14 protein-coding genes and 1 riboswitch are annotated in these 19,615 nt (G+C 60.1%); of the genes, 9 read left to right on the top strand and 5 right to left on the bottom strand.

The features are described 5' to 3' along the window. Nucleotides 1–183: 183 nt before the first annotated feature. From Q7T36_RS17205 to Q7T36_RS17215, 3 genes are all read left to right on the top strand, one after another. Entirely contained in the window at nt 184–3,099 is a 2,916-nt protein-coding gene (locus tag Q7T36_RS17205; RefSeq protein ID WP_304851677.1) for a filamentous hemagglutinin N-terminal domain-containing protein, read from the top strand. Nucleotides 3,100–3,249: 150 nt separating this feature from the next. Continuing rightward, entirely contained in the window at nt 3,250–4,224 is a 975-nt protein-coding gene (locus Q7T36_RS17210) for a L,D-transpeptidase (protein ID WP_304851680.1), read from the top strand. Nucleotides 4,225–4,588: 364 nt separating this feature from the next. Then, nucleotides 4,589–5,860 carry a DUF4124 domain-containing protein gene (locus tag Q7T36_RS17215; protein WP_304851683.1) on the top strand — a complete coding sequence of 424 codons (1,272 nt, stop codon included), beginning with the start codon at nt 4,589–4,591 and terminating at the stop codon, nt 5,858–5,860. Between the two features lie 536 nt (nt 5,861–6,396). Here Q7T36_RS17215 and Q7T36_RS17220 read toward each other — a convergent pair. The 4 genes from Q7T36_RS17220 to Q7T36_RS17235 all read right to left on the bottom strand — a co-directional run bounded on the left by Q7T36_RS17220 (nt 6,397) and on the right by Q7T36_RS17235 (nt 10,167). Continuing rightward, nucleotides 6,397–7,350, bottom strand: coding sequence for a hypothetical protein (locus tag Q7T36_RS17220; protein ID WP_304851686.1), 954 nt, complete (start codon nt 7,348–7,350; stop codon nt 6,397–6,399). 72 nt (nt 7,351–7,422) lie between these two features. Continuing rightward, complete coding sequence (locus Q7T36_RS17225; protein ID WP_304851689.1) at nt 7,423–8,292, bottom strand: DMT family transporter; 870 nt, start codon at nt 8,290–8,292, stop codon at nt 7,423–7,425. Beyond that, nucleotides 8,289–9,155, bottom strand: coding sequence for a sugar phosphate isomerase/epimerase (locus Q7T36_RS17230; RefSeq protein WP_304851692.1), 867 nt, complete (start codon nt 9,153–9,155; stop codon nt 8,289–8,291). The genes Q7T36_RS17225 and Q7T36_RS17230 overlap by 4 nt, the downstream gene beginning before the upstream one ends. Before the next feature lie 10 nt (nt 9,156–9,165). Next, on the bottom strand, nt 9,166–10,167 hold the full coding sequence (locus Q7T36_RS17235; protein ID WP_304851695.1) for a fatty acid desaturase: 1,002 nt from the start codon (nt 10,165–10,167) through the stop codon (nt 9,166–9,168). Between the two features lie 406 nt (nt 10,168–10,573). Beyond that, nucleotides 10,574–10,675: riboswitch (guanidine-I (ykkC/yxkD leader) on the top strand. A 98-nt stretch (nt 10,676–10,773) separates the two neighbouring features. On the opposite strand from Q7T36_RS17235, the gene Q7T36_RS17240 reads away from it, so the two are divergent. The 6 genes from Q7T36_RS17240 (at nt 10,774) to Q7T36_RS17265 (ending at nt 18,566) form a co-directional block, all read left to right on the top strand. Continuing rightward, complete coding sequence (locus tag Q7T36_RS17240; protein WP_304851698.1) at nt 10,774–11,604, top strand: ABC transporter permease; 831 nt, start codon at nt 10,774–10,776, stop codon at nt 11,602–11,604. Continuing rightward, nucleotides 11,601–12,410: an ABC transporter ATP-binding protein gene (locus tag Q7T36_RS17245; RefSeq protein WP_304851701.1), complete on the top strand. Its 810-nt coding sequence runs from the start codon at nt 11,601–11,603 to the stop codon at nt 12,408–12,410. Before Q7T36_RS17240 ends, Q7T36_RS17245 begins: the two co-directional genes overlap by 4 nt. Beyond that, nucleotides 12,407–13,147, top strand: coding sequence for an urea amidolyase associated protein UAAP1 (locus Q7T36_RS17250; RefSeq protein WP_304851704.1), 741 nt, complete (start codon nt 12,407–12,409; stop codon nt 13,145–13,147). The genes Q7T36_RS17245 and Q7T36_RS17250 overlap by 4 nt, the downstream gene beginning before the upstream one ends. A gap of 10 nt (nt 13,148–13,157) precedes the next feature. Further along, nucleotides 13,158–13,814 carry an urea amidolyase associated protein UAAP2 gene (locus Q7T36_RS17255; RefSeq protein WP_304851707.1) on the top strand — a complete coding sequence of 219 codons (657 nt, stop codon included), beginning with the start codon at nt 13,158–13,160 and terminating at the stop codon, nt 13,812–13,814. Between the two features lie 241 nt (nt 13,815–14,055). Beyond that, nucleotides 14,056–17,646 carry an urea carboxylase gene (gene uca / locus Q7T36_RS17260; RefSeq protein ID WP_304851711.1) on the top strand — a complete coding sequence of 1,197 codons (3,591 nt, stop codon included), beginning with the start codon at nt 14,056–14,058 and terminating at the stop codon, nt 17,644–17,646. A gap of 137 nt (nt 17,647–17,783) precedes the next feature. Beyond that, complete coding sequence (locus tag Q7T36_RS17265) at nt 17,784–18,566, top strand: N-acyl homoserine lactonase family protein (RefSeq protein WP_304851715.1); 783 nt, start codon at nt 17,784–17,786, stop codon at nt 18,564–18,566. Between the two features lie 37 nt (nt 18,567–18,603). On the opposite strand, the gene Q7T36_RS17270 is transcribed toward Q7T36_RS17265, so the two are convergent. Next, the gene (locus Q7T36_RS17270) at nt 18,604–19,539 is read right to left on the bottom strand and encodes an antitoxin Xre/MbcA/ParS toxin-binding domain-containing protein (RefSeq protein ID WP_304851718.1); all 936 of its coding nucleotides are present in this window, start codon (nt 19,537–19,539) and stop codon (nt 18,604–18,606) included. Nucleotides 19,540–19,615: the final 76 nt, after the last annotated feature.

Consider the following 19,615-nt stretch of genomic DNA (forward strand, 5'->3'; position numbering starts at 1 on the left):
GATTATAACAATTTTGAGGTGAAACTTGCTTACGCGCAAAAATTGGGTAGTGAAGACGTGACCTCAGCACCCGAGTCAAGCGGTCGCTTCTGGGTGAGGCTGGTCAAGTGCTTTTAAGCTTCTGAATCAAGCAGCAAGCAATATCCATTCAACTCACAACTTGTTGGATACAGGACTAACATCATGAACCACATCTACAAATCGATTTGGAATCTGAGGACAGGCACTTTTATCGCCGTCGCTGAGAATGCTCGCGGCGCGGGTAAAAAGTCGTCGTTGTGCAAACCGATGAACACTCGCCGTTTCGGTTTTGCCTTAAAAACCCTAGCCGTGTCATTACTCATGGTCAGCGGCAGCAGTATGGTGTATGCCCTACCCGTGGGTGGTGTGGTGTCCGCAGGCAGTGCTCAGATTGGCGGTGCGCCGGGCAATACCACCATCAATCAAAGCTCACAGAATGTGGCCATTAACTGGCAAAGCTTCAATATTAATACGGGTGAATCGGTTAATTTTGTACAGCCCAACAGTAGTTCGGTGGCACTGAACCGTGTTCTCAGTTCAGATGCCTCAAATATCATGGGCAGCCTGTCAGCCAACGGTAAGGTATTCCTGATCAATCCCAATGGTGTGTTATTTGGCCCAACGGCATCCGTCAATGTCGGCAGCCTTGTCGCATCGACACTGAATATGACCGATGCCGCTTTTATGGCAAGTGACTATCACTTAACTGGCGCAACGACGGGTACGGTGCTGAACCAAGGCGCGATTACCACGACCGAGGGTGGCTTTGTTGCGCTGTTAGGCGCGAACGTCAGTAACCAGGGCGTGATTGCGGCGAAGCTTGGCAGCGTGGTGCTGGCCGCTGGACGGGCGATGACACTGGATGTGGCGGGCGATCAACTACTCAGTATCGTGATTGATCAAGGCATGATCAACGCCTTGGTCGAAAATGGCGGACTGATTCAGGCCGATGGCGGCCGCGTGCTGATGACCACGCAGACTGCAGGCAATCTGCTGGCCAACGCCGTCAATAATACGGGCGTGGTTCGGGCGCAGACCATTCAGAATATCGATGGCGCCATCAAACTGCTCGGAGATATGAATAACGGTAGCGTCAATGTGACCGGCGTCCTGGACGCTTCCGCACCGAATGGCGGTAATGGCGGCTTTATCGAAACCTCAGCAGCACATGTCAACATCTCGAATGACGCCAGAATCACCACGGCTGCACCGAGTGGATTGACCGGTCATTGGCTGATTGATCCGCAAGACTTCACGATTTCGGGTACTGGCGATATTTCGGGCCCCACCCTGAGTGCCCAGTTGGTGAACTCCAGCATTACGATTCTGAGTACTCAAGGAGCCGTGGCAGGTAACGGCGACATCTTTGTCAATGATGCGATCACATGGACGCCGACCCCTGTTCCCACCACGTTGACCTTGAATGCCCTGCGAGACGTGAATATCAATGAGGCTGTCACCTCAACAGGTGGCAACTTTGTGGTGATTGCGGGACGAGACGTCAATCAAAATGCGGCCGTGACCACCACCACCGGAAACTTTAGCTCAACAGCCTTTCGCGATGTCAATATCGTGAGAGATGTCGCCCACCCGCTCACCGCCACGACCACGACAGACGGCAACCTCACCGCAAACGCAGGACGTAATGTCAACATCCAAGGCGCGGCCCTGACCACGACCAGGGGTGTTTTGACGCTGAACGCAGGTAATGACGCGATTAGCGGCGGTGGCGTCATTTTCGCTCCTGGCACCCCGGTCGCTGCCGTCACAGGGCCAAATGCGGCCGTCAGGATTTTTAATCCAATTGGAATAACGACCAATTATGCGGGCAACTTCACCTTGACCGGTGGCGCCACACTCACACAATTCACGTTGCTGTTTATACCCGGCCCCGTAGGACCTACGGGAGCAACCGGCGCAAACGGTGTGGATGGTACAAACGGTACAAATGGCGCTACAGGTGCGACCGGTACCGCAGGTACCAATGGTGTAGACGGAGCAACGGGGGCTACGGGGGCTACGGGTAACACGGGCGCGACCGGTACCGCAGGTACCAATGGTGTGGACGGAGCAACCGGCGCTACGGGGGCTACAGGTAACACGGGAGCAACCGGCGCTGCAGGTACTAATGGTGTCGATGGCGCTACGGGAGCAACTGGCGCAACAGGGGCAACTGGCACGGCAGGTACAAATGGTGTAGATGGGGCAACCGGGGCAACCGGCCCCGTAGGGCCTACGGGAGCAACTGGCCCTGCAGGTACAAATGGTGTAGATGGGGCAGCCGGAGGGGCAACTGGTGCTACAGGGGCAACTGGCGCTACGGGAGCAACTGGCCCTGCAGGTACCAATGGAGTGGATGGAGCAACCGGCGCTACGGGGGCTACAGGTAACACAGGCGCGACCGGTACCGCAGGTACCAATGGTGTAGACGGCGCAACTGGTGCTACAGGAGCAACTGGCGCTACGGGAGCAACCGGTACCGCAGGTACCAATGGTGTGGACGGAGCAACCGGCGCTACAGGGGCGACAGGTAACACGGGCGCGACCGGTACCGCAGGTACCAATGGTGTAGACGGAGCAACCGGTGCTACGGGGGCGACAGGTAACACGGGCGCGACCGGAACCGCAGGTACCAATGGTGTAGACGGAGCAACCGGCGCTACAGGGGCAACTGGCGCTACGGGAGCAAATGGTGTCGATGGTACAAACGGTGTCGATGGCGCGATCGGAGCTACAGGCGCAACTGGCAATACAGGGGCGACAGGTAACACGGGCGCGACTGGTACCGCAGGTACCAATGGTGTAGACGGAGCAACCGGTGCTACAGGGGCAACCGGCGCTACAGGACCAGCAGGGCCTACCGGTCCAGCAGGAGCTCCTGCACCAACAGGCACTGTTGTGACTCTACCGTTCCCGGTCGTTCAACCCGAACCAACAGATGATGTACGCACAATCTTGGAGCCGTCATCGCCGCTACTAACGGTATTACCGCCGGCCGTACCCCCTGTAGAGTTGTTGGTCGTTCAAGCACCTCCGGTTGAGTTTCCTGTGATGCCACCTAAACAGGATCGCAACTAAGCGTTATTGACCCTTCAGATCAGGCTGCTTTTTATGAGCATTAACGATTGGCTGGTTTTTGTGTATGGCAACTCGAATACTCAGCCAATCGGTTCCTTCATTCGCTGAAATAAACTACTGATCCAGGATTGGTGTTCATAGGGCGACTCAATGAAAGAAATTGAAAAAAACAAGGTGGTAAACTTTGCAGAGACGTTGCCATCTGTAACGGTCATCAAAGCCAAACAGTCGACTGCTAAAGCTCGAATGTTTTTTCTCGGCCTGATATTGTGTGGCTCTGTTACGGGTCTGGCCATAGCTGCCGAGAATGCTCCTTTTTTTGTAGTAGCATCAGACTTGCCGCCTACCAAACTAAAGCAGATCACCCCTTTTAAAGCACTAAATGTATCGATCATCAGCCCTAAATTTTTTGTAGTAGCATCAGACTTATCGCCGACCAAACTAAAGCAGATCACCCCTGTTAAAACACCAATTGTATCGATCATCAACCCTAAACGCGCTAATTTTAAACAGGAAATTGTGTCGGAAGCCTCTAAGTATTTGGCGGATTGGGTTGTCGATTCAAATGATAACCAACACCTGCCTTTCGTGATTATTGATAAAAAGGCAGCTAGAGTTTTTGTGTTTAATGCTGAAGGAAAGCTGATTGGCTCAGCACCTGCACTACTTGGCTTGGCGCTAGGTGACTACGCAATCCCCGGGATTGGCAACATGTCTTTGGCCAATATAAAACCAGAACAACGTACCACACCTGCTGGTCGCTTCGTTGCCACTTTGGGTCGTAATCTACTTGGTAAAGAAGTTTTGTGGGTCGATTATCCGGGTGCAATTTCATTACATCGGGTGATCACCTCATCGCTTAAGGAGCGTCGTCTACAGCGATTGGAATCCACCAACCCTTTGGAGCGGCGGATTTCATATGGCTGTATTAACGTGCCAGTCAAGTTTTACGACAGGGTTGTCAGTCCAACATTCACTGGAACCTATGGAATCGTTTATGTGTTACCAGATACGCGCTTGGTGCAAAAAGTATTTGGATCTTATGATGTTGAAGACCCTTCACCAAAAAAGACGCCGATTGGTCGAAAAGATGTTCAGGTAAAACACCCGTCGCAACGACGTTGAAAAAACATGCTTTGCCGTGGGGCTTCTCAGCCGATTTTGACTACATCCTGAATCCGCACGAACCGATCAGGCTTCCCCGTCGCCACGACTCGCCTTGACACGGGTTCCTGTCAAGCGGGCACAGGCCGCCCGCCATGAGGCCCCGGCCCGGAATGTGGTGCTGCACAGCCCCGGCAGCTGGCGGTTGGAGATCCTGGCGGACCTGCCCCTGCTGGGGGAGCTGCTGAGAATTGGGAATATTGCTCTGACCCAGTTTTCTCTAAGGGATTGACACTGCAGGATGGTCAGCTCTATACGCAGATAACCAGCAGCGCCTTGCGACTGCACGGAATACTGATATTGACCGTTTTCACGAGGGTTGGGGATGACCAGGGCCGGGGTGTGGTTAGGATTGCTGTTATTGCCGGTCATGGCATGGTCGGGGGAGGCTTATCGCTGTACAGACGCGGCAGGCAAGATCTCGTTTTCGGACCAGCCCTGCGGCCAGTCGCAGGAGGGCCGGATCTATGCCCCGGCGCCGGTGACCGAGAAACGGGAGACGCTTTCTGCCAGCACTGACCTTGCTCCCCCCGTAGATGACACGACCAGCGGGACCGTGATTGAGCGGGGGCAGCACCTCTATGATAACCATCACTATGCCGAGGCATTACCCTTGCTCCGGGAGGCGGCGAATGCCGGTGAGGTCCGGGCCTACACCCTGCTGGGCATGATCTATTTCAAGGGGTGGGGAACGACTAAGGACTACCACGAGTCCTTCAAGTGGTTCCAGTTGGCGGCTCAGGCCGGGGAGGCCGATGCCCAGGCGAACCTCGGTTTTCAATATGAACGGGGTCTTGGTACGCGGCCTGATTCAGGCCAGGCCCGCTACTGGTACGAAAAGGCCGCGGCAAAGGGCATCCGCTTGCCAAATGACCGGCAGGCGGCCATGCCCACGCCAGTCGCGAGAGAGGTTATCCCCCCGCGGCCGGCCAGAAGCCCCTATGAGGGCCTTCCTCCCGATATCCGGCGAAGTATGGAGATGGGAGATGAAGCCCGTAGCAACCTGGCAAAAGCCATGGAGTCCGTGCAGCGGGAGCAGGCCAGACAGGCGGCTGAACACAAGAAGAGCAAGGCTGGGAATTACGGGTGGGTGCTGGTTTTTGTGCTGGGAGTGATCGCGGTCGTGGTCCTGCTGCTCAGCACGAACCGCACGGGCACTGATAATCGCCCCAGCCAACCGCCGCAGACCACCGGGTCCGCCAATACGGGAGATGTCGGGTTGTATACGTCCCGGCAAGCGGGTATGGGTACGTTTCTGGGCGGGCCTTTGGTTGGTATTTACATGCTTTACCTGAATTTTGAGGCGATAAATGAGCCGGATCTGGCGAAATCCACGCTTGTTATTGGGGGAGTTTGTTGTCTGGCTATGGTTGGTGTCCTGCCATTCCTGCCGGACCGCTTTCCGGGTATTGCGCTTCCCGTGGCCTACACGCTGAGCATGGTACGTTTGATGAAGCACTACCAATTCGAGAAGGAATATATCGAGGATTCTTTGGGGTATGTCTGTCAGTCCGGCGGGAGTGCAACGGGGGTCAGTCTGGTGGGATTCGTTGTTTTATTTGTGGTTTCGGTTGCCTGGATGATGATGGTTTCATAATGCGGGGGGGCTTTTGGGTTGTTTTTTGGGTGCCGAGCGAGGCTTTGGGCCTGGAAACAAGCTATGAACTGCTTCAGTTGCACGGAACGGTTACAGGCTTGGAAATCGAGTCTGATCCTGTTTTTAATTCCTTTGAGCCCTATTTTTTAGAAGTGTTGTAGTTTTGTTGTATATTGAATCGCTAGTAGAATTGATGGTTGACTGAATTGATTTGAGTTGTATAATAAGTCGGATAAACTGTCTTAGGAGGTGTGGGCGGTTCGAATCCGTCGCTACTGAAGTCCGCCGTGTTTTTTTTAATTTGTGTGATTTTTTGCGCGTTTAGTTCTGTGCAAGATGTTTTAATCCCCATGTTAAATTTAATTTTCGGAGGTACTCATATGGTTTGTAATTCAAATTCAGTAGTCATGTTTGCAGGTCTTGGTTCAATGTGTAGCGCTATTTCAGCGGTAACGGCGGGTCTAGTGGCGAACGGTGTAACTCCTCACCTATAAAGCGATCTCAATTGAGATCGCTTTTTTTAATTTTATTTTGGGTCACGGTGGTTTTTCTTGTAGCTCAATGGTTCTTATTTCAAGGTTGTCATAGTCGCCTTTCATAATTGCTATATTGTGTTTGGCTAGAAAGTGACTTTTGGAGCCCATCCACCTTCCAATTTTCGCTTTTTCCTCTGAAACCTGAAGGTCGGAGTCGAAAAATTCAGTATGAAGAATTTCTTGAATTACCCCGGAGGAAAAATCTGTTATGCTTAATAGGTCGCTAGTGCCTGTATCATTTTTGAATGGACGTGCAAAACCAAATATTTCATATTGATTGTCGCTCAGCATTGCAACTATTTGCGAAGTTAATTTTTGAGTATGAGAGAAATTTCTTGATTTTCCATTTTGGTTTATTGAGTCGTTATCACAAATCCATAGAATTTTTTGCTCGCTTCTTGTCAAAATGGATAACAATATTCCTACGGGGTAACAGACTCTTAAGAGCTTTTCAGCCTCATTCCCCTTCCAGATGCCTAGGTTATTTTCTTTGAGTAGATCAACTATTTGTGCATGGGCTGACTTCTTGTCCGGACCAAATAGTGTATCAATTCTTCTGTCGATGGAAATAGTGAAAAGTAATCCGTGAATAAGATTGTTTGCGGCATCCAGAATATCATCCAGTGCCATTTTTATAGGGCCATAGCGAAGATCTTTGTAGGCTAATTCTTTCCAGGGGCTTATCAGATTATGCTTCTTTCTAATAGAAATCATGGCGTCTTCGAAGACGTAGCGTTTGTCGGCTGAGCATATAAGAAATGAATAGGTAGAAAAACTGGCCTCTTTATGTTCTCCGCCAAAATCAGTAAGAATAAAAACCCCTTTATCTTCTGAGAAGTCCGGGAGAAATTTTATGGCCCCTATCTTTTCGGATAAAATGCGAACATAAAGAGGGGAGTCATTATTTATTCTTTTAAATTCGAATGGGCCTTTTTTAAAGGTGCGTGTAAACATAGCCATCCATTTGGTTTGGTTGTTGATTTTAATAAATTAATTAACGCTAACATCATATTCGATCTTCGTCAATTAATCTTCTTGAACACTTTTGGACCCCACCCCCTCCACCACCGTCGCCAACAAAATCATCCCCCCACCCACCAACTCCCACCCCTCCAACCGTTCCCCCGCAATCACCGCCGCACTCACCACCGCCCCCACCAACTCCATCACCATAATAATCGACGACCGACCCGCCTCCAGCTTCGTCACCGCCCACTGCGTCGCCGACGTCGCCACCAGCAACCCCCCAACCCCGAACAGCACCCCCCCAGCCAACGTCCCCGCACTCACCCCCGGAAAATCCTGAAACCCCAACCCCAGCCCCGCCAGCGCAAACACCCCGCACCCGCAAAACATCGCCCCCACCTTGCTCGCCACCGGCAACGTATCAAACGCCCGGAACGCCAGATTATTCATCGCAAAAGCAAAGCCCGACAAAATCGCCACCAGATCGATCACGCTCGGCGGCGCCGCCAGCAACGCCGTACCCCCCAGCAACAGAAAAGCCCCGCCCAACGCTAGCCCCACCGACAACACCCGCGCCACCGTCAGCCGCTCCCCCAGAAACACCCGCCCGCCCAGCACCCCCCACACCGGCAGCAGGTAAAACAACGCCATCACCCGGATCACTTCCCCCACCGTCAGCGCCGTGGCAAAGGAGAAATTGGCCGTGCCGCCAATGATCATGATCAGCAGCAACGGCCACGCCTGCGACCGCCATTGCCGACGCTGACGCCACAGCACCGGCAACGCCAGCAGGCCAATGCTGCCGTAGGCCACCGCAATCAGCGCGATGCCGTCCAGCCCCTGCGCGGCCAATTGCTTCATCGGCCACCAGCTGAGGCCCCACAGCAGCGAAGAAACAAACAGCACCCCGGTCGGGAAACCGGGATTCATAAGCCCAGGCCCGTGCGCTGACCGGCGCGCCAGCGGTCGAAATGCGCCCGTTCGGTATCCAGCATCCAGCGGTTGATCTGGCGCAGGTCGGCCACCGGCTGGTCGGTGAAGGGCAGGCGGTGCAGATAACCGTCCGGGCCGAATTCCGGCGTCAGCGTGCACTGCGTCAGACCGGCGTCCTGCATCGCTAGCCAGCACAATTCCCACCAGCGCTGATGCGCGGCGAGGGCATCAGCAAACTCTGGCGCGGCGGGGTGGGGCACCTGCGGTCCCTGGTCATAGCCGACGCGGCCGTGAATGTGCCGGGCGCGCGGAGCCAGGATTTCCAGCACATCGAATTCGGTGTCGATCAGCCGCTCGCACACCACGCACCAGTGGCTGAAGTCGCAGGTCAGGTAGAGGTCCGGTAGCGCCTGCACCAGATCGCGCGCCACCCAGGGGTTGAACAGCGTGCGCGAGCGGTGGGTTTCAAAACTGATGGGGATGCCGCTCTCCCGTACCCGCTCAATGGCGAGGCCGAAGAAATCCACCGACTTGGACAACGGCCAGGCGTCGCACCCGGCCATGCAGTTGATCTTCGTTGCGCCAAAGCGGTGGATGATCTCCAGCTGCCGCGCCAGTGACTCCAGATGCTGCGCCGGGGTGGCGCGCCGCTCGGGCACATAGCTGCCGGCGGTGCAGATCTCGGCGATCAGGTCGAAGCCGTGTTCGTCCAGGGCCGTGCGCAGGGCCAGCTGTCCGGCGGCATCGGCCGGAATCGGTACTTCCAGCCCGTCATAGCCGTCGGCTTTCGCCTCGGCAGCGAATTCGGCCCAGGGCATGCCGGTGGAGCCCCAGTAGGTGCGGTAGCCGCGCAGTTGCATGGTGCTCTCCTCAATGGCCGGTCAGGAAGGACACGCCGTCCACCCCGATAAAGGTGCGGCCCCGGTCGGAGAGTACATCCAGTTCGGCGGGGTCGTCGTTGAGCAGCCGTTGCGTGCGGTAACGGTGATAGGCGCTCAGCAGGTTGGCGAAGGGCAGCAGCTGCGAACAGTGGTCGCTGTAGAGTTGCGCGTGCAGCGCGGGCAGGCGGTGCCAGGGTTCGGCGGGTTTTTCGTGATGGGCGTTGTGGTAGCCGAAATTCAGCGTGAACAGGTTCAGCCACGGATACTTCACCGAATGAATGTTGGTGAAGGTGTTGCGGAATTCAAAGGCCGCGTCGTACTTGGCCGGGTTGGCGATAGGCCCTTGTTCCAGCGTGTCGAACAAGGTGAAGGTGTGCTGGAAAGCGTCCATGAAGCGCAGCACATGCAGCATCAGCATCCACGCCAGCGGGTAGAACAGCAGCACGCGCGGCGCGTGCCAAGCAATCAGTGCGAACACCGAGGCGCGCACCGCCAGCACCCACAACACCCGCGCCCGTTCCGTGCGGCGGCTGGGCAGGGTGAAGGGCACCACCAGGATCATGGCGTGCATGAACAGGTCGGCGGCGGGAATGTAGGCCCATTCCAGCGCCTCGATCAGCTTCACCACGCGCGGGTAGCGCGCCAGTTGCGGGCGGAAGTCGAAGGCGACCACGTCGGCGCGGTCGACATGATGGCGGAAATGCTTGCGGCGCAGGATTTCGTAGCTGTTGTAGCTGCTGCCCACGATCCAGTTCAACAGCGAACCGACACGGGCGTTGACGGCGTTGTCGCGGAAGACGGTGTTGTGCGCGCACTCGTGCAGCAGGTAGGCGGCAATGACCATGCTGTGTCCCAGCAGCAGCACGCCGGGCAGGTTCAGCCACAGGCTGGGTTGCATGATCAGCCAGAAGCCGGTCAGGTAACCGCCGATGGCGTAGGAAAAGGCGAGGGTATTCGGCAGAACGCCGTCGGAATAACGGAAGATTCCCATGATGCATCCGGTGCGGGCCGTCCCGCGGTGTTGCGCCGCGACCGGGTCGTCCCGGGCGGGGTGGAGGTATCTGGGGTATTGGTGCAAATTGTGTTCCAGCGGGGGCGGGAGGTCAACCCTTGAAGGTGCGCGCTTCATCCCCTCTCCCCTTGTGGGAGAGGGTGGCGCGCAGCGCCGGGAGAGGGGTACGGCGGTGGCGCTGGAGTTGACGGTGTGTCCGGGCGACGTTCCGCACCCCTCTCCCCGGCCCTCTCCCACAAGGGGAGAGGGGGATGTTTGCCCCAAAATCGCGCACGTCACCCCCGGCTTGCTGCATAGCCGGGCGTTATTCCCCCGAATTCCCCCTTTCCCCCCATGGCACGCATCCTGCATTTGTGAAACCATACGACAGGGGCGCTTATCGCCCTGAACGGGTAACTAGGGTTCCGGTCCGCGTGGCGGATGGCTGGTCCGAGAGTTGCCGACCTCCCGCGCGGGGGTGACACGGAGGGATAAAAGCCCGGGAGATCACGCAGCGTCTCCTGTCGCCTTTTTGCCGTGTTGACCCGGAGGTCCGTCCATGACCCATCCTGAATTGCCTTGCCCGTTACGGGCCGGGAGGCGCCCATGAAGCGTCTCATCAACCGGCGTCCGTCGTGGCTGACGGCGCTGCTGCTCGGCCTCATCCCTTTCTTCATCATTGGCATGATCTATATCAGCCACTCCGACGCGCGCCTGCTGGAAAACCCGGACGACCGCCTGCTGCCCTCCGCCATGCAACTGGTGGACGGGATCAAGATGATCGCCGTCGATGAAGACCCGCGCACCGGTCAGGTCATCCTCTGGGCCGATACCGCCGCCAGCCTGCAGCGCATCGGCATCGCCATGGGCGTCTGTACGCTGGCGGGGCTGTTGTTCGGCATGCTCAACGGCATGCTGCCTTATGTGCGCGCCGTCGCCTCGCCGCTGGTCACCGCCGTGTCGCTGGTGCCGCCGATGGCGATCCTGCCCATTCTCTTTGTCATCTTCGGGCTGGATGAACTGTCGAAGGTGATGTTGATCGTCATCGGCATCGCGCCGTTCCTGATCCGCGACCTGCAAGGCCGCATTCGCGAGATTCCCGCCGAGATGATGATCAAGGCGCAGTCGCTGGGCGCGTCCAGCTGGCAGATCGCGCTGCGCGTGGTGCTGCCGCAAGTGCTGCCGCGTCTGATTGACAGCGTCCGCCTGTCGCTCGGTTCCGCTTGGCTGTTCCTGATCTCGGCGGAAGCGGTGGCGGCGGAGCAGGGCCTCGGCTACCGCATCTTCCTTGTGCGCCGTTTCCTGGCCATGGACATCATTCTGCCCTACGTGTTCTGGATCACGCTGCTGGCCTTCGTGATGGACCGCGCCCTCTACTACACCAATCGCGCCGCGTTTCCGTGGCTGGGCGGCCGCATGGCCAAGGAGGGCGCATGAGCTTCATTTCGATGAAACACCTGTGGAAGCACTACGGCCAGAAGCCGGTGCTGGAGAACCTGACGCTGGATGTGGCGAAGGGCGAATTCGTCAGCATTGTCGGGGCGTCGGGGTGCGGCAAGTCCACCTTCTTCCGCTTGTTGCTGGCGGAAGAACAGCCGACGCGCGGCCGCCTGCTGCTGAACGGGAAGGAATGGCCGAGCGAGCCGGATGCAGATCGCGGCGTGGTCTTCCAGCGCTATTCAGTGTTTCCGCACCTCACCGCCTTGCAGAACGTGCGGGTGGCGCTGGAGTTCCGCCAGTCGCCGCTGCTGGCGCGGCTGTTTGGCAGTGCGAAGAAGGAGGCCGATGAGCGGGCGATGGCGATGCTGGAATCGGTGGGGCTGGCGCAGGCGCGCAACCTTTACCCGCACGAGATTTCCGGCGGCATGCAGCAGCGGCTGGCGCTGGCGCAGTCGCTGATCCGTGAGCCGGAAATCCTGCTGCTGGACGAACCCTTCGGCGCGCTCGATCCCGGCATCCGCGCCGACATGCACGAGCTGATGCGCGGCCTGTGGGAGAAGCACCGCTTCACCGTGTTCATGGTCACCCATGACCTCAAGGAAGGTTTCGCGCTGGGCACCCGGCTGCTGGTGTTCGACCGCGTGCGCGTTGATCCGCAGGCCCCGGACGCCTACGGCGCCACCATCACCTACGACCTGCCGGTGCGCCGCCGTGACCGTCAGGGCTTCAACGAACTGTCCGCCGAAGTGCGGACGCTGGCGCCGCTGTCACGCGGGGCCGAAATGCTGGAGGAACGATCATGAGTCACCGTTTTGCCGAAGACCGGGTGGTGCGCGACGAGCGTTTGCGCGGCGGCATGAGCTGGTCGCTGGTGGTGAAGCGCGGCAATGCGCTGCGCCTGACCGCGCTGGGCGACGGCGCCAACGTGGCGGTGCTGCTGTTCAACGCCGACCAGTTGCTGGACCGCTACAACATGCCCGACACGCTGAAGTGCCAGCACACCTTCCGCCTCACCACCGGCCACATCTGCTATTCCGACATGGGCCACGCGCTGATGTCGGTGATCGGTGACAGCACCGGCTGGATCGACACCGTCGGCGGCGTCAGCGACCGGGCGTCGGTGACGGCGAAGCACGGCGAGGGCGATTACCAGAGCCTGCGCAACGACTGGCGGCGCAACGGCCGCGACCTGCTGCTGGTGGAACTGGGCAAGCACGGGCTGGGCCGCCGCGATCTGGTGGCCAACCTCAATGTTTTCAGCAAGATCAGCATCGACGCCGACGGCAACATGGGCTTCGACCACACCCACGCCCCGGCGGGCAGCACGGTGGACCTGCGCGCCGACGCCAATGTGCTGGTGGTGCTGGCGGTGATTCCGCATCCGCTGGACCCCAACCCGGTGTATGCGCCGGTGGATGTGCAGGCGCAGGTCTGGGACTGCGGGTTGGCGGGCGAGGACGATGTCTGCCGCCTGTCCCGCCCCGAAAACGCGCGCGGGCTGGCGCTGACCGCCCGCTGCTTCTGCCAGCATGGCCATTGAGGAGACGGTGATGACTAAAGGTTTCTGCATCCGCGAAAGCGACCGTGATCCCGCCATCGCCCGACACCGCGAGGTGGTGCGCGCCGGCGATTACTGGATTTACACCCTGAAGGCCGGGGAGACGCTGCGCATTGTCGACCTGGAAGGCAATCAGGCGGTGGACACACTGTTCTTCGACGCCTCCGACCCGCATGACCGCTACAGCGCCGTCGACACGCTGCGCACGCAGGGCAATGTCTACCTGACCTGCGGCTCCAAGCTGTTGTCGCAGAACGGTAACGTGCTGGTGGAAATCACCGCCGACACCTGCGGCCGCCACGACACGCTGGGCGGGGCCTGCGCCGCCGAGAGCAACCAGGTGCGCTACGCGCTGGAGAAGCGCTACATGCACAGCTGCCGCGACAGCTTCCTGCTGGCGCTGGCGGAGCACGAGGAACTGGGCCTGAGCAAGCGTGACCTCGGCCACAACGTCAATTTCTTCATGAACGTGCCGGTGACGCCGGAAGGCGGCCTGAGCTTCGCCGACGGCATTTCCGAGCCGGGCAAGTACGTGGAAATGACCGCCGCCCGCGACGTGCTGGTGCTGGTGTCGAACTGCCCGCAGCTCAACAACCCGTGCAACGCCTACAACCCGACGCCGGTGGAAATGGTGGTGTGGGCGGCGTGAGCCAGAATCTTTCCCTCCTGTGGAACAGGGGGGATGTCACGCAGTGACAGGGGGGTTGCGGAAAGTGGCCCGAACAGGTCCTCTGCAACATGAGCTGTGTTCAGCGGACAGCCGTGACCCCCCAGCCCTGCGGGCAGCCCCCCTACGTTGTAGGAGGGCGTAAAAGCGACATGAACCATTCGACCGGGACGGCCCGGCGACGCAGCAACCCTTGGCGGGACGGCCTGCCGATGAGGAAACGATGTTCAGCAAAGTCCTGATTGCCAACCGCGGCGCCATTGCCTGCCGCATCATCCGCACCCTGCGCGCCATGGGCATCGCCTCGGTGGCGGTGTATACCGACGCCGACGCCGAGTCGCTGCATGTCGAGCAGGCCGACGAAGCCTTCTGCATCGGCGAAGGCCCGGCCGCGTCCAGCTACCTGCTGGCGGACAAGATCCTGGAGGTCGCCAAGTCCTGCGGCGCGCAGGCGATCCACCCCGGCTACGGCTTCCTGTCCGAGAACCCCGATTTTGCCGAGGCCTGCGAGGCGGCGGGCATCGCCTTCATCGGCCCCACCCCGGCGCAGATGCGCGCCTTCGGCTACAAGCACGAGGCGCGGGCGCTGGCGATGGCGCATGAGGTGCCCTTGCTGCCCGGTTCCGGGCTGCTGGCCGACGCGGGCGTGGCGCTGGCGGAAGCGCGCCGCATCGGTTTCCCGGTGATGCTGAAAAGCACGGCGGGCGGCGGCGGCATCGGCATGCGGCTGATCTGGAGCGAAAGCGAGCTGGCCGAGGCCTATGCCTCGGTGGAACGGCTGGCGCGCGCCAACTTCAAGGAAGCGGGCATCTTCCTCGAAAAGTACGTGGAACAGGCGCGGCATATCGAAGTGCAGATTTTCGGAGACGGGCAGGGTGACGTCATTGCCTTGGGCGAACGCGACTGCTCGGTGCAGCGCCGCAACCAGAAGGTGATCGAGGAAACCCCGGCCCCGCATCTCAGCGACGCGCAGCGCGCACGGCTGTTCGAGGCCTCGGTGCGCCTCGGCAAGGCGGTGAACTATCGCTCGGCGGGTACGGTGGAATTCGTGTTCGACGCCGCCAGCGGCGAATTCTATTTCCTGGAGGTGAATACCCGCCTGCAGGTGGAACACGGCGTTACCGAGGAAGTGACCGGTGTCGATCTGGTGGAATGGATGATCCGTTGCGCGGCGGGCGAGTTGGCGCTGGTGCAGCCGACCCCGAAGGGCGCGTCGATTCAGGTGCGTCTCTACGCCGAAGATCCGGGCCGCGACTTCCAGCCCTGCACCGGCCTGCTGACACAGGTGCGCTTTTCCGAGCTGGCTCGGGTGGAAACCTGGGTGCGCGCGGGCAACAGCGTCTCGCCGTTTTATGACCCGATGGTGGCGAAGCTGATCGTCACCGCCGCCGACCGCGACACCGCCGTGGCGAAGATGGCCGCCGTGCTGGCCGACACCGCCATCGCCGGGATTGAAACCAATCTCGCCTACCTGCGCCAGATCATCGGCGACGACGTCTTTGGCAACGGCCGCCAGACCACCCGTTACCTGAACACGCTGCGCTACCGCTCCGCCGCGCTGGAAGTGCTGGAGCCGGGCGTGCAGAGCACGGTGCAGGACTGGCCGGGCCGTCTGGGTTACTGGGATGTCGGCGTTCCGCCCTCCGGGCCGATGGACAGCTTCGCGCTGCGTCTGGCCAACCGGCTGGTGGGCAACGCCGAAGGCGCGACGGCGCTGGAATGCACGCTCAGCGGCCCGGTGCTGCGCTTCCGCCATGACACCATTTTCGCCGTCACCGGGGCCGACATGCAGCCGACGCTGGACGGCAAGCCGGTGGCGCTGTGGCAGGCGCACCCGGTGACGGCGGGCAGCGTGCTGGCGCTGGGCGCGATCAAGGGCGGCGGCGGCCGCGCCTACCTGGCGGTGGCGGGCGGGCTGGATGTGCCGGAGTACCTCGGCAGCTGCGCCACCTTCACCCTTGGCCAGTTCGGCGGCCATGCCGGGCGCACCCTGCGCACCGGCGACGTGCTGCGCGTGCATGACGGCGCGGGCTGCAAGCCGCACACGCTGGACACGGCGCTGGTGCCAGCCTACGGCAAGACCTGGACCATTGGCGTCATGTACGGCCCGCACGGCGCACCCGATTTCTTCACCCCCGAGGACATCGACACCTTCTTCGCCACCGACTGGGAAGTCCACTACAACTCCAGCCGCACCGGCGTGCGCCTGATCGGCCCCAAGCCGCAATGGGCGCGCAAGGACGGCGGCGAAGCCGGACTGCATCCCTCCAACATCCACGACAACGCCTATGCCATCGGCGCGGTCGATTTCACCGGCGACATGCCGGTCATCCTCGGTCCGGACGGCCCCAGCCTGGGCGGTTTTGTCTGCCCGGTGACGATCATCGACGCCGAACTGTGGAAGATGGGCCAGCTGCGGCCGGGCGACCGCATCCGTTTCCATCCGGTCAGTCTGGAGCAGGCCACAGCAATGGCGACGGCGCTGGAGTCAGAAGTCCGTACATTGAAGGGGTCGTTACAAGTTCGATCTCTGTCGGGGAAGCCGTATCGCGGCGATCCTGTGATCGCCAGTCGTGAAGCCTCCGCTGATCACGTCGGCGCGGTCTACCGTCAGGCGGGCGACCGTTACCTGCTGGTGGAATACGGCCCGCTAGTGCTGGACCTGGAACTGCGCTTCCGCGTGCACGCGCTGATGACCTGGATCAAGGCGCAGGGCGTGCCCGGCCTGCTCGACCTGACGCCGGGCATCCGCTCGCTGCAGTTTCACTTCGACCCGGCCATGTTGCCGCGCGACCGCCTGCTGGCATTGTTGGCGCAGGCCGAGGATGAACTGGGCGCGGTGGACGACATGGAAGTGCCGACGCGCATCGTCCACCTGCCGCTGTCCTGGGATGACGCCGCCACCCGCCTCGCCATCGAGCGCTACATGACCGCCGTGCGCCCGGACGCGCCGTGGTGCCCCAGCAACATCGAATTCATCCGCCGCATCAACGGTCTGGACAGCATCGAGGCGGTGAAGAAGATCGTCTTCGACGCCAGCTACCTGGTGCTGGGGCTGGGCGACGTCTACCTCGGCGCGCCGGTGGCGACGCCGGTCGATCCGCGCCACCGGCTGGTCACCACCAAGTACAACCCGGCCCGCACTTGGACCCCGGAAAATGCCGTCGGTATCGGCGGCGCCTACATGTGCGTCTACGGCATGGAAGGGCCGGGCGGCTACCAGTTTGTCGGCCGCACGGTGCAGATGTGGAACCGCTACCGGGTGACGGAAGACTTCAAGGCCGGCACGCCGTGGCTGCTGCGCTTCTTCGACCAGATCCGCTTCTACCCGGTCAGCGAGGCCGAGTTGCTGCAACTGCGGCAGGATTTCCCGGCCGGACGCTTCAAGCTGAAGGTGGAGGAGCAAACCTTCCGCCTTAAGGATTACCGCGCCTATCTGGCCGAGCATGCCGCCGAAATTGAGGCTTTTAAGTCCACGCAGCAGGCCTCCTTCGAGGCCGAGCGCGACCGCTGGAAGGCCGCCGGGCAGGCCGAATACCTGAGCGATGCGGTGATCGCCGAGGCCGGGCCGGACAGCGAACTGGACCTGCCGGAAGGCGCGCGGCTGGTGGCCTCGCCGGTGGCCGGGTCGGTGTGGAAGGTGATGGTCAAGGAAGGCGATACGGTGCAGGCCGGGGAGACGCTGGTGGTGCTGGAGTCGATGAAGATGGAATTCCCGGTGGTCGCGCCCGTGGCGGGGACGGTGCACTGGATCGGCTGCAAGGAAGGCGGGCAGGCGCAGGCGGGGCAGGATATTTTGGCGCTGGCGACCTGAGTAGGAAGGGCGACGATAACATCCGTTGGGGCGCATCGCATGCGCCCTTCGTCGCCGAACAGGCTGTCATTTACGGACCCAAAAAGGTGGTGTTCGTTCACGAGGGCGCATGCGATGCGCCCCAACGGGAGATTGGCATGTCACAAATTCTGGGCATCCGCCCGCTGCTCACCGCCACCCACCGCTACGACAAATCCCTCTCCACCCGTCACCGCGGGCAGGGCCAGATCATCGAGGCCCCGGTGCTGGCCTGGCTGGTGGAAACGCGCAACGGCCGCATCCTCTACGACGTCGGCTGCGACTACCGCAAGCTGGCCGATCCCGCCCTGCGCGACCGTTACTACAACCCCGAAGAATTCCCCTTCGGTCCGCCCGACATGCGCGAGGACCAGCGCCTCGGCGCGCATCTCGCCCGGCTGGGGCTGACGCCGCGCGATATCGACGTGGTGTTCCTCGGCCACCTGCATTTCGACCACGCGGGCGGGCTGTGCGAGGTGGAAGGCTGTGAGCTGCACGTCCACGCCGACGAGCTGGCCGCCGCGCGGGCGCAGGCGGATGGCGCGTATTTTCCGGATGAATTCCCGGAGCATTACGCCTGGCGAGTGCAGACCGGTGAGTACGACCTCGCCCCCGGCGTGCGCGCGGTGGCGACGCCGGGGCATACCGCCGGGCATATGTCGCTGGTGGTGGAGTTGCCGGACAGCGGACCGGTGATCCTGTGCGGCGATGCGGCGGATCTACGGGAAAACCTGGAAGCGGAAGTGGCTCCCGGCCTGTGCTGGCAGGAACGGGAGGACCTGGCGCTGGCCTCGATCCGCAAGCTGAAGGGATTGGCAAAGGAGGCCGGGGCGGAACTGTGGCCGAACCATGATATCGGGTTTTACCGGGAGCGGCTGGCGGACAGGGGGAGGGTATCGTAGGGGCGCACTGCGTGCGCCTTCTTCGTCGAACAGGTGGCTAATTCCCGCGTTCTGACTGCTCCGCCATCCATGCCCGAATGTAAGCCATCACCCTGTCAGCTCCTTCCAGCGTCTCCACCAGATCCACCGGCGCCTGACCCTCCAGCCACGGATTCGGTTTCTCCATCCATTTGAAGGCCTCACCCCGTGAACCGGTCACGGCCGCCGCCATGTCCAGAACCTGTGTCAACAAATCCGGCCGAGCGTACCAGGACATTGGTTTGATGGTCGGTCGTCTTCCCGGAATCACCCTCGGCAATTGTGAGCGCGCCAGTTCATCACGAGAAATATGGGTGCGGATCCAGTGCGCCCGCTCGGCCAGTTCCGTATTGGGAATCCTCTTGTGATCCGTGGTTGGCACGACCAGACCGATAATCACTGAGGTGTGTCGCCGTATCATGTCCATGGCCGGGGCAATATCGGTATCGTTGGTTACCAGCACCACCTGATCCACCGCACCGGTCAGCGCGTCGTGATAGGCCTGCAGCGCCAGATTCACATCCGACTGCTTCTCTTCCAGTTTCCATACTTGAACGCTCGGGCAGTCACGCGGCCAGACATCGGGGTAATTAGGGTCAATCTGTTTGGCGGAGGCCTCATTGAGCGCATAGTAGCCCTTGATCACCTCAATCTTGTCGGCATAAAGCTTGCGCAGGGCGGTGTGGTAGCGTTCTTGGGATGAAACGGAATCGCCTGCTTTGGCTGCCTTTTCCAGAATGTTGGCCGTGAAGTACCGGATCGCCGGTTGAATGCAGGCGGATTGGCAAATCAGGCCATTTTGCCGGTACAGAATGGAAGGCAGAATGGATTTCTCAAACAAAACCGCGAGATCAAGCCACTTCCAGGGCGTGCCTTTGAGGCAGCCGTAATAAAAGTTATAGCCGTCAATATAGACACGGGTTTTGAGTGGTGCTGGGGTGGATGCTTCCTGCATGCGTGACTCTCCAAAATGAAAAAACCGGCATCAGCCGGCTTTTTCCCCCGTACTCCGAATGGTCTGGCCACACCGG

This window comes from Fluviicoccus sp., assembly GCF_030646115.1.
In the GTDB taxonomy this organism is placed as follows: Bacteria; Pseudomonadota; Gammaproteobacteria; order Pseudomonadales; family Moraxellaceae; genus Fluviicoccus.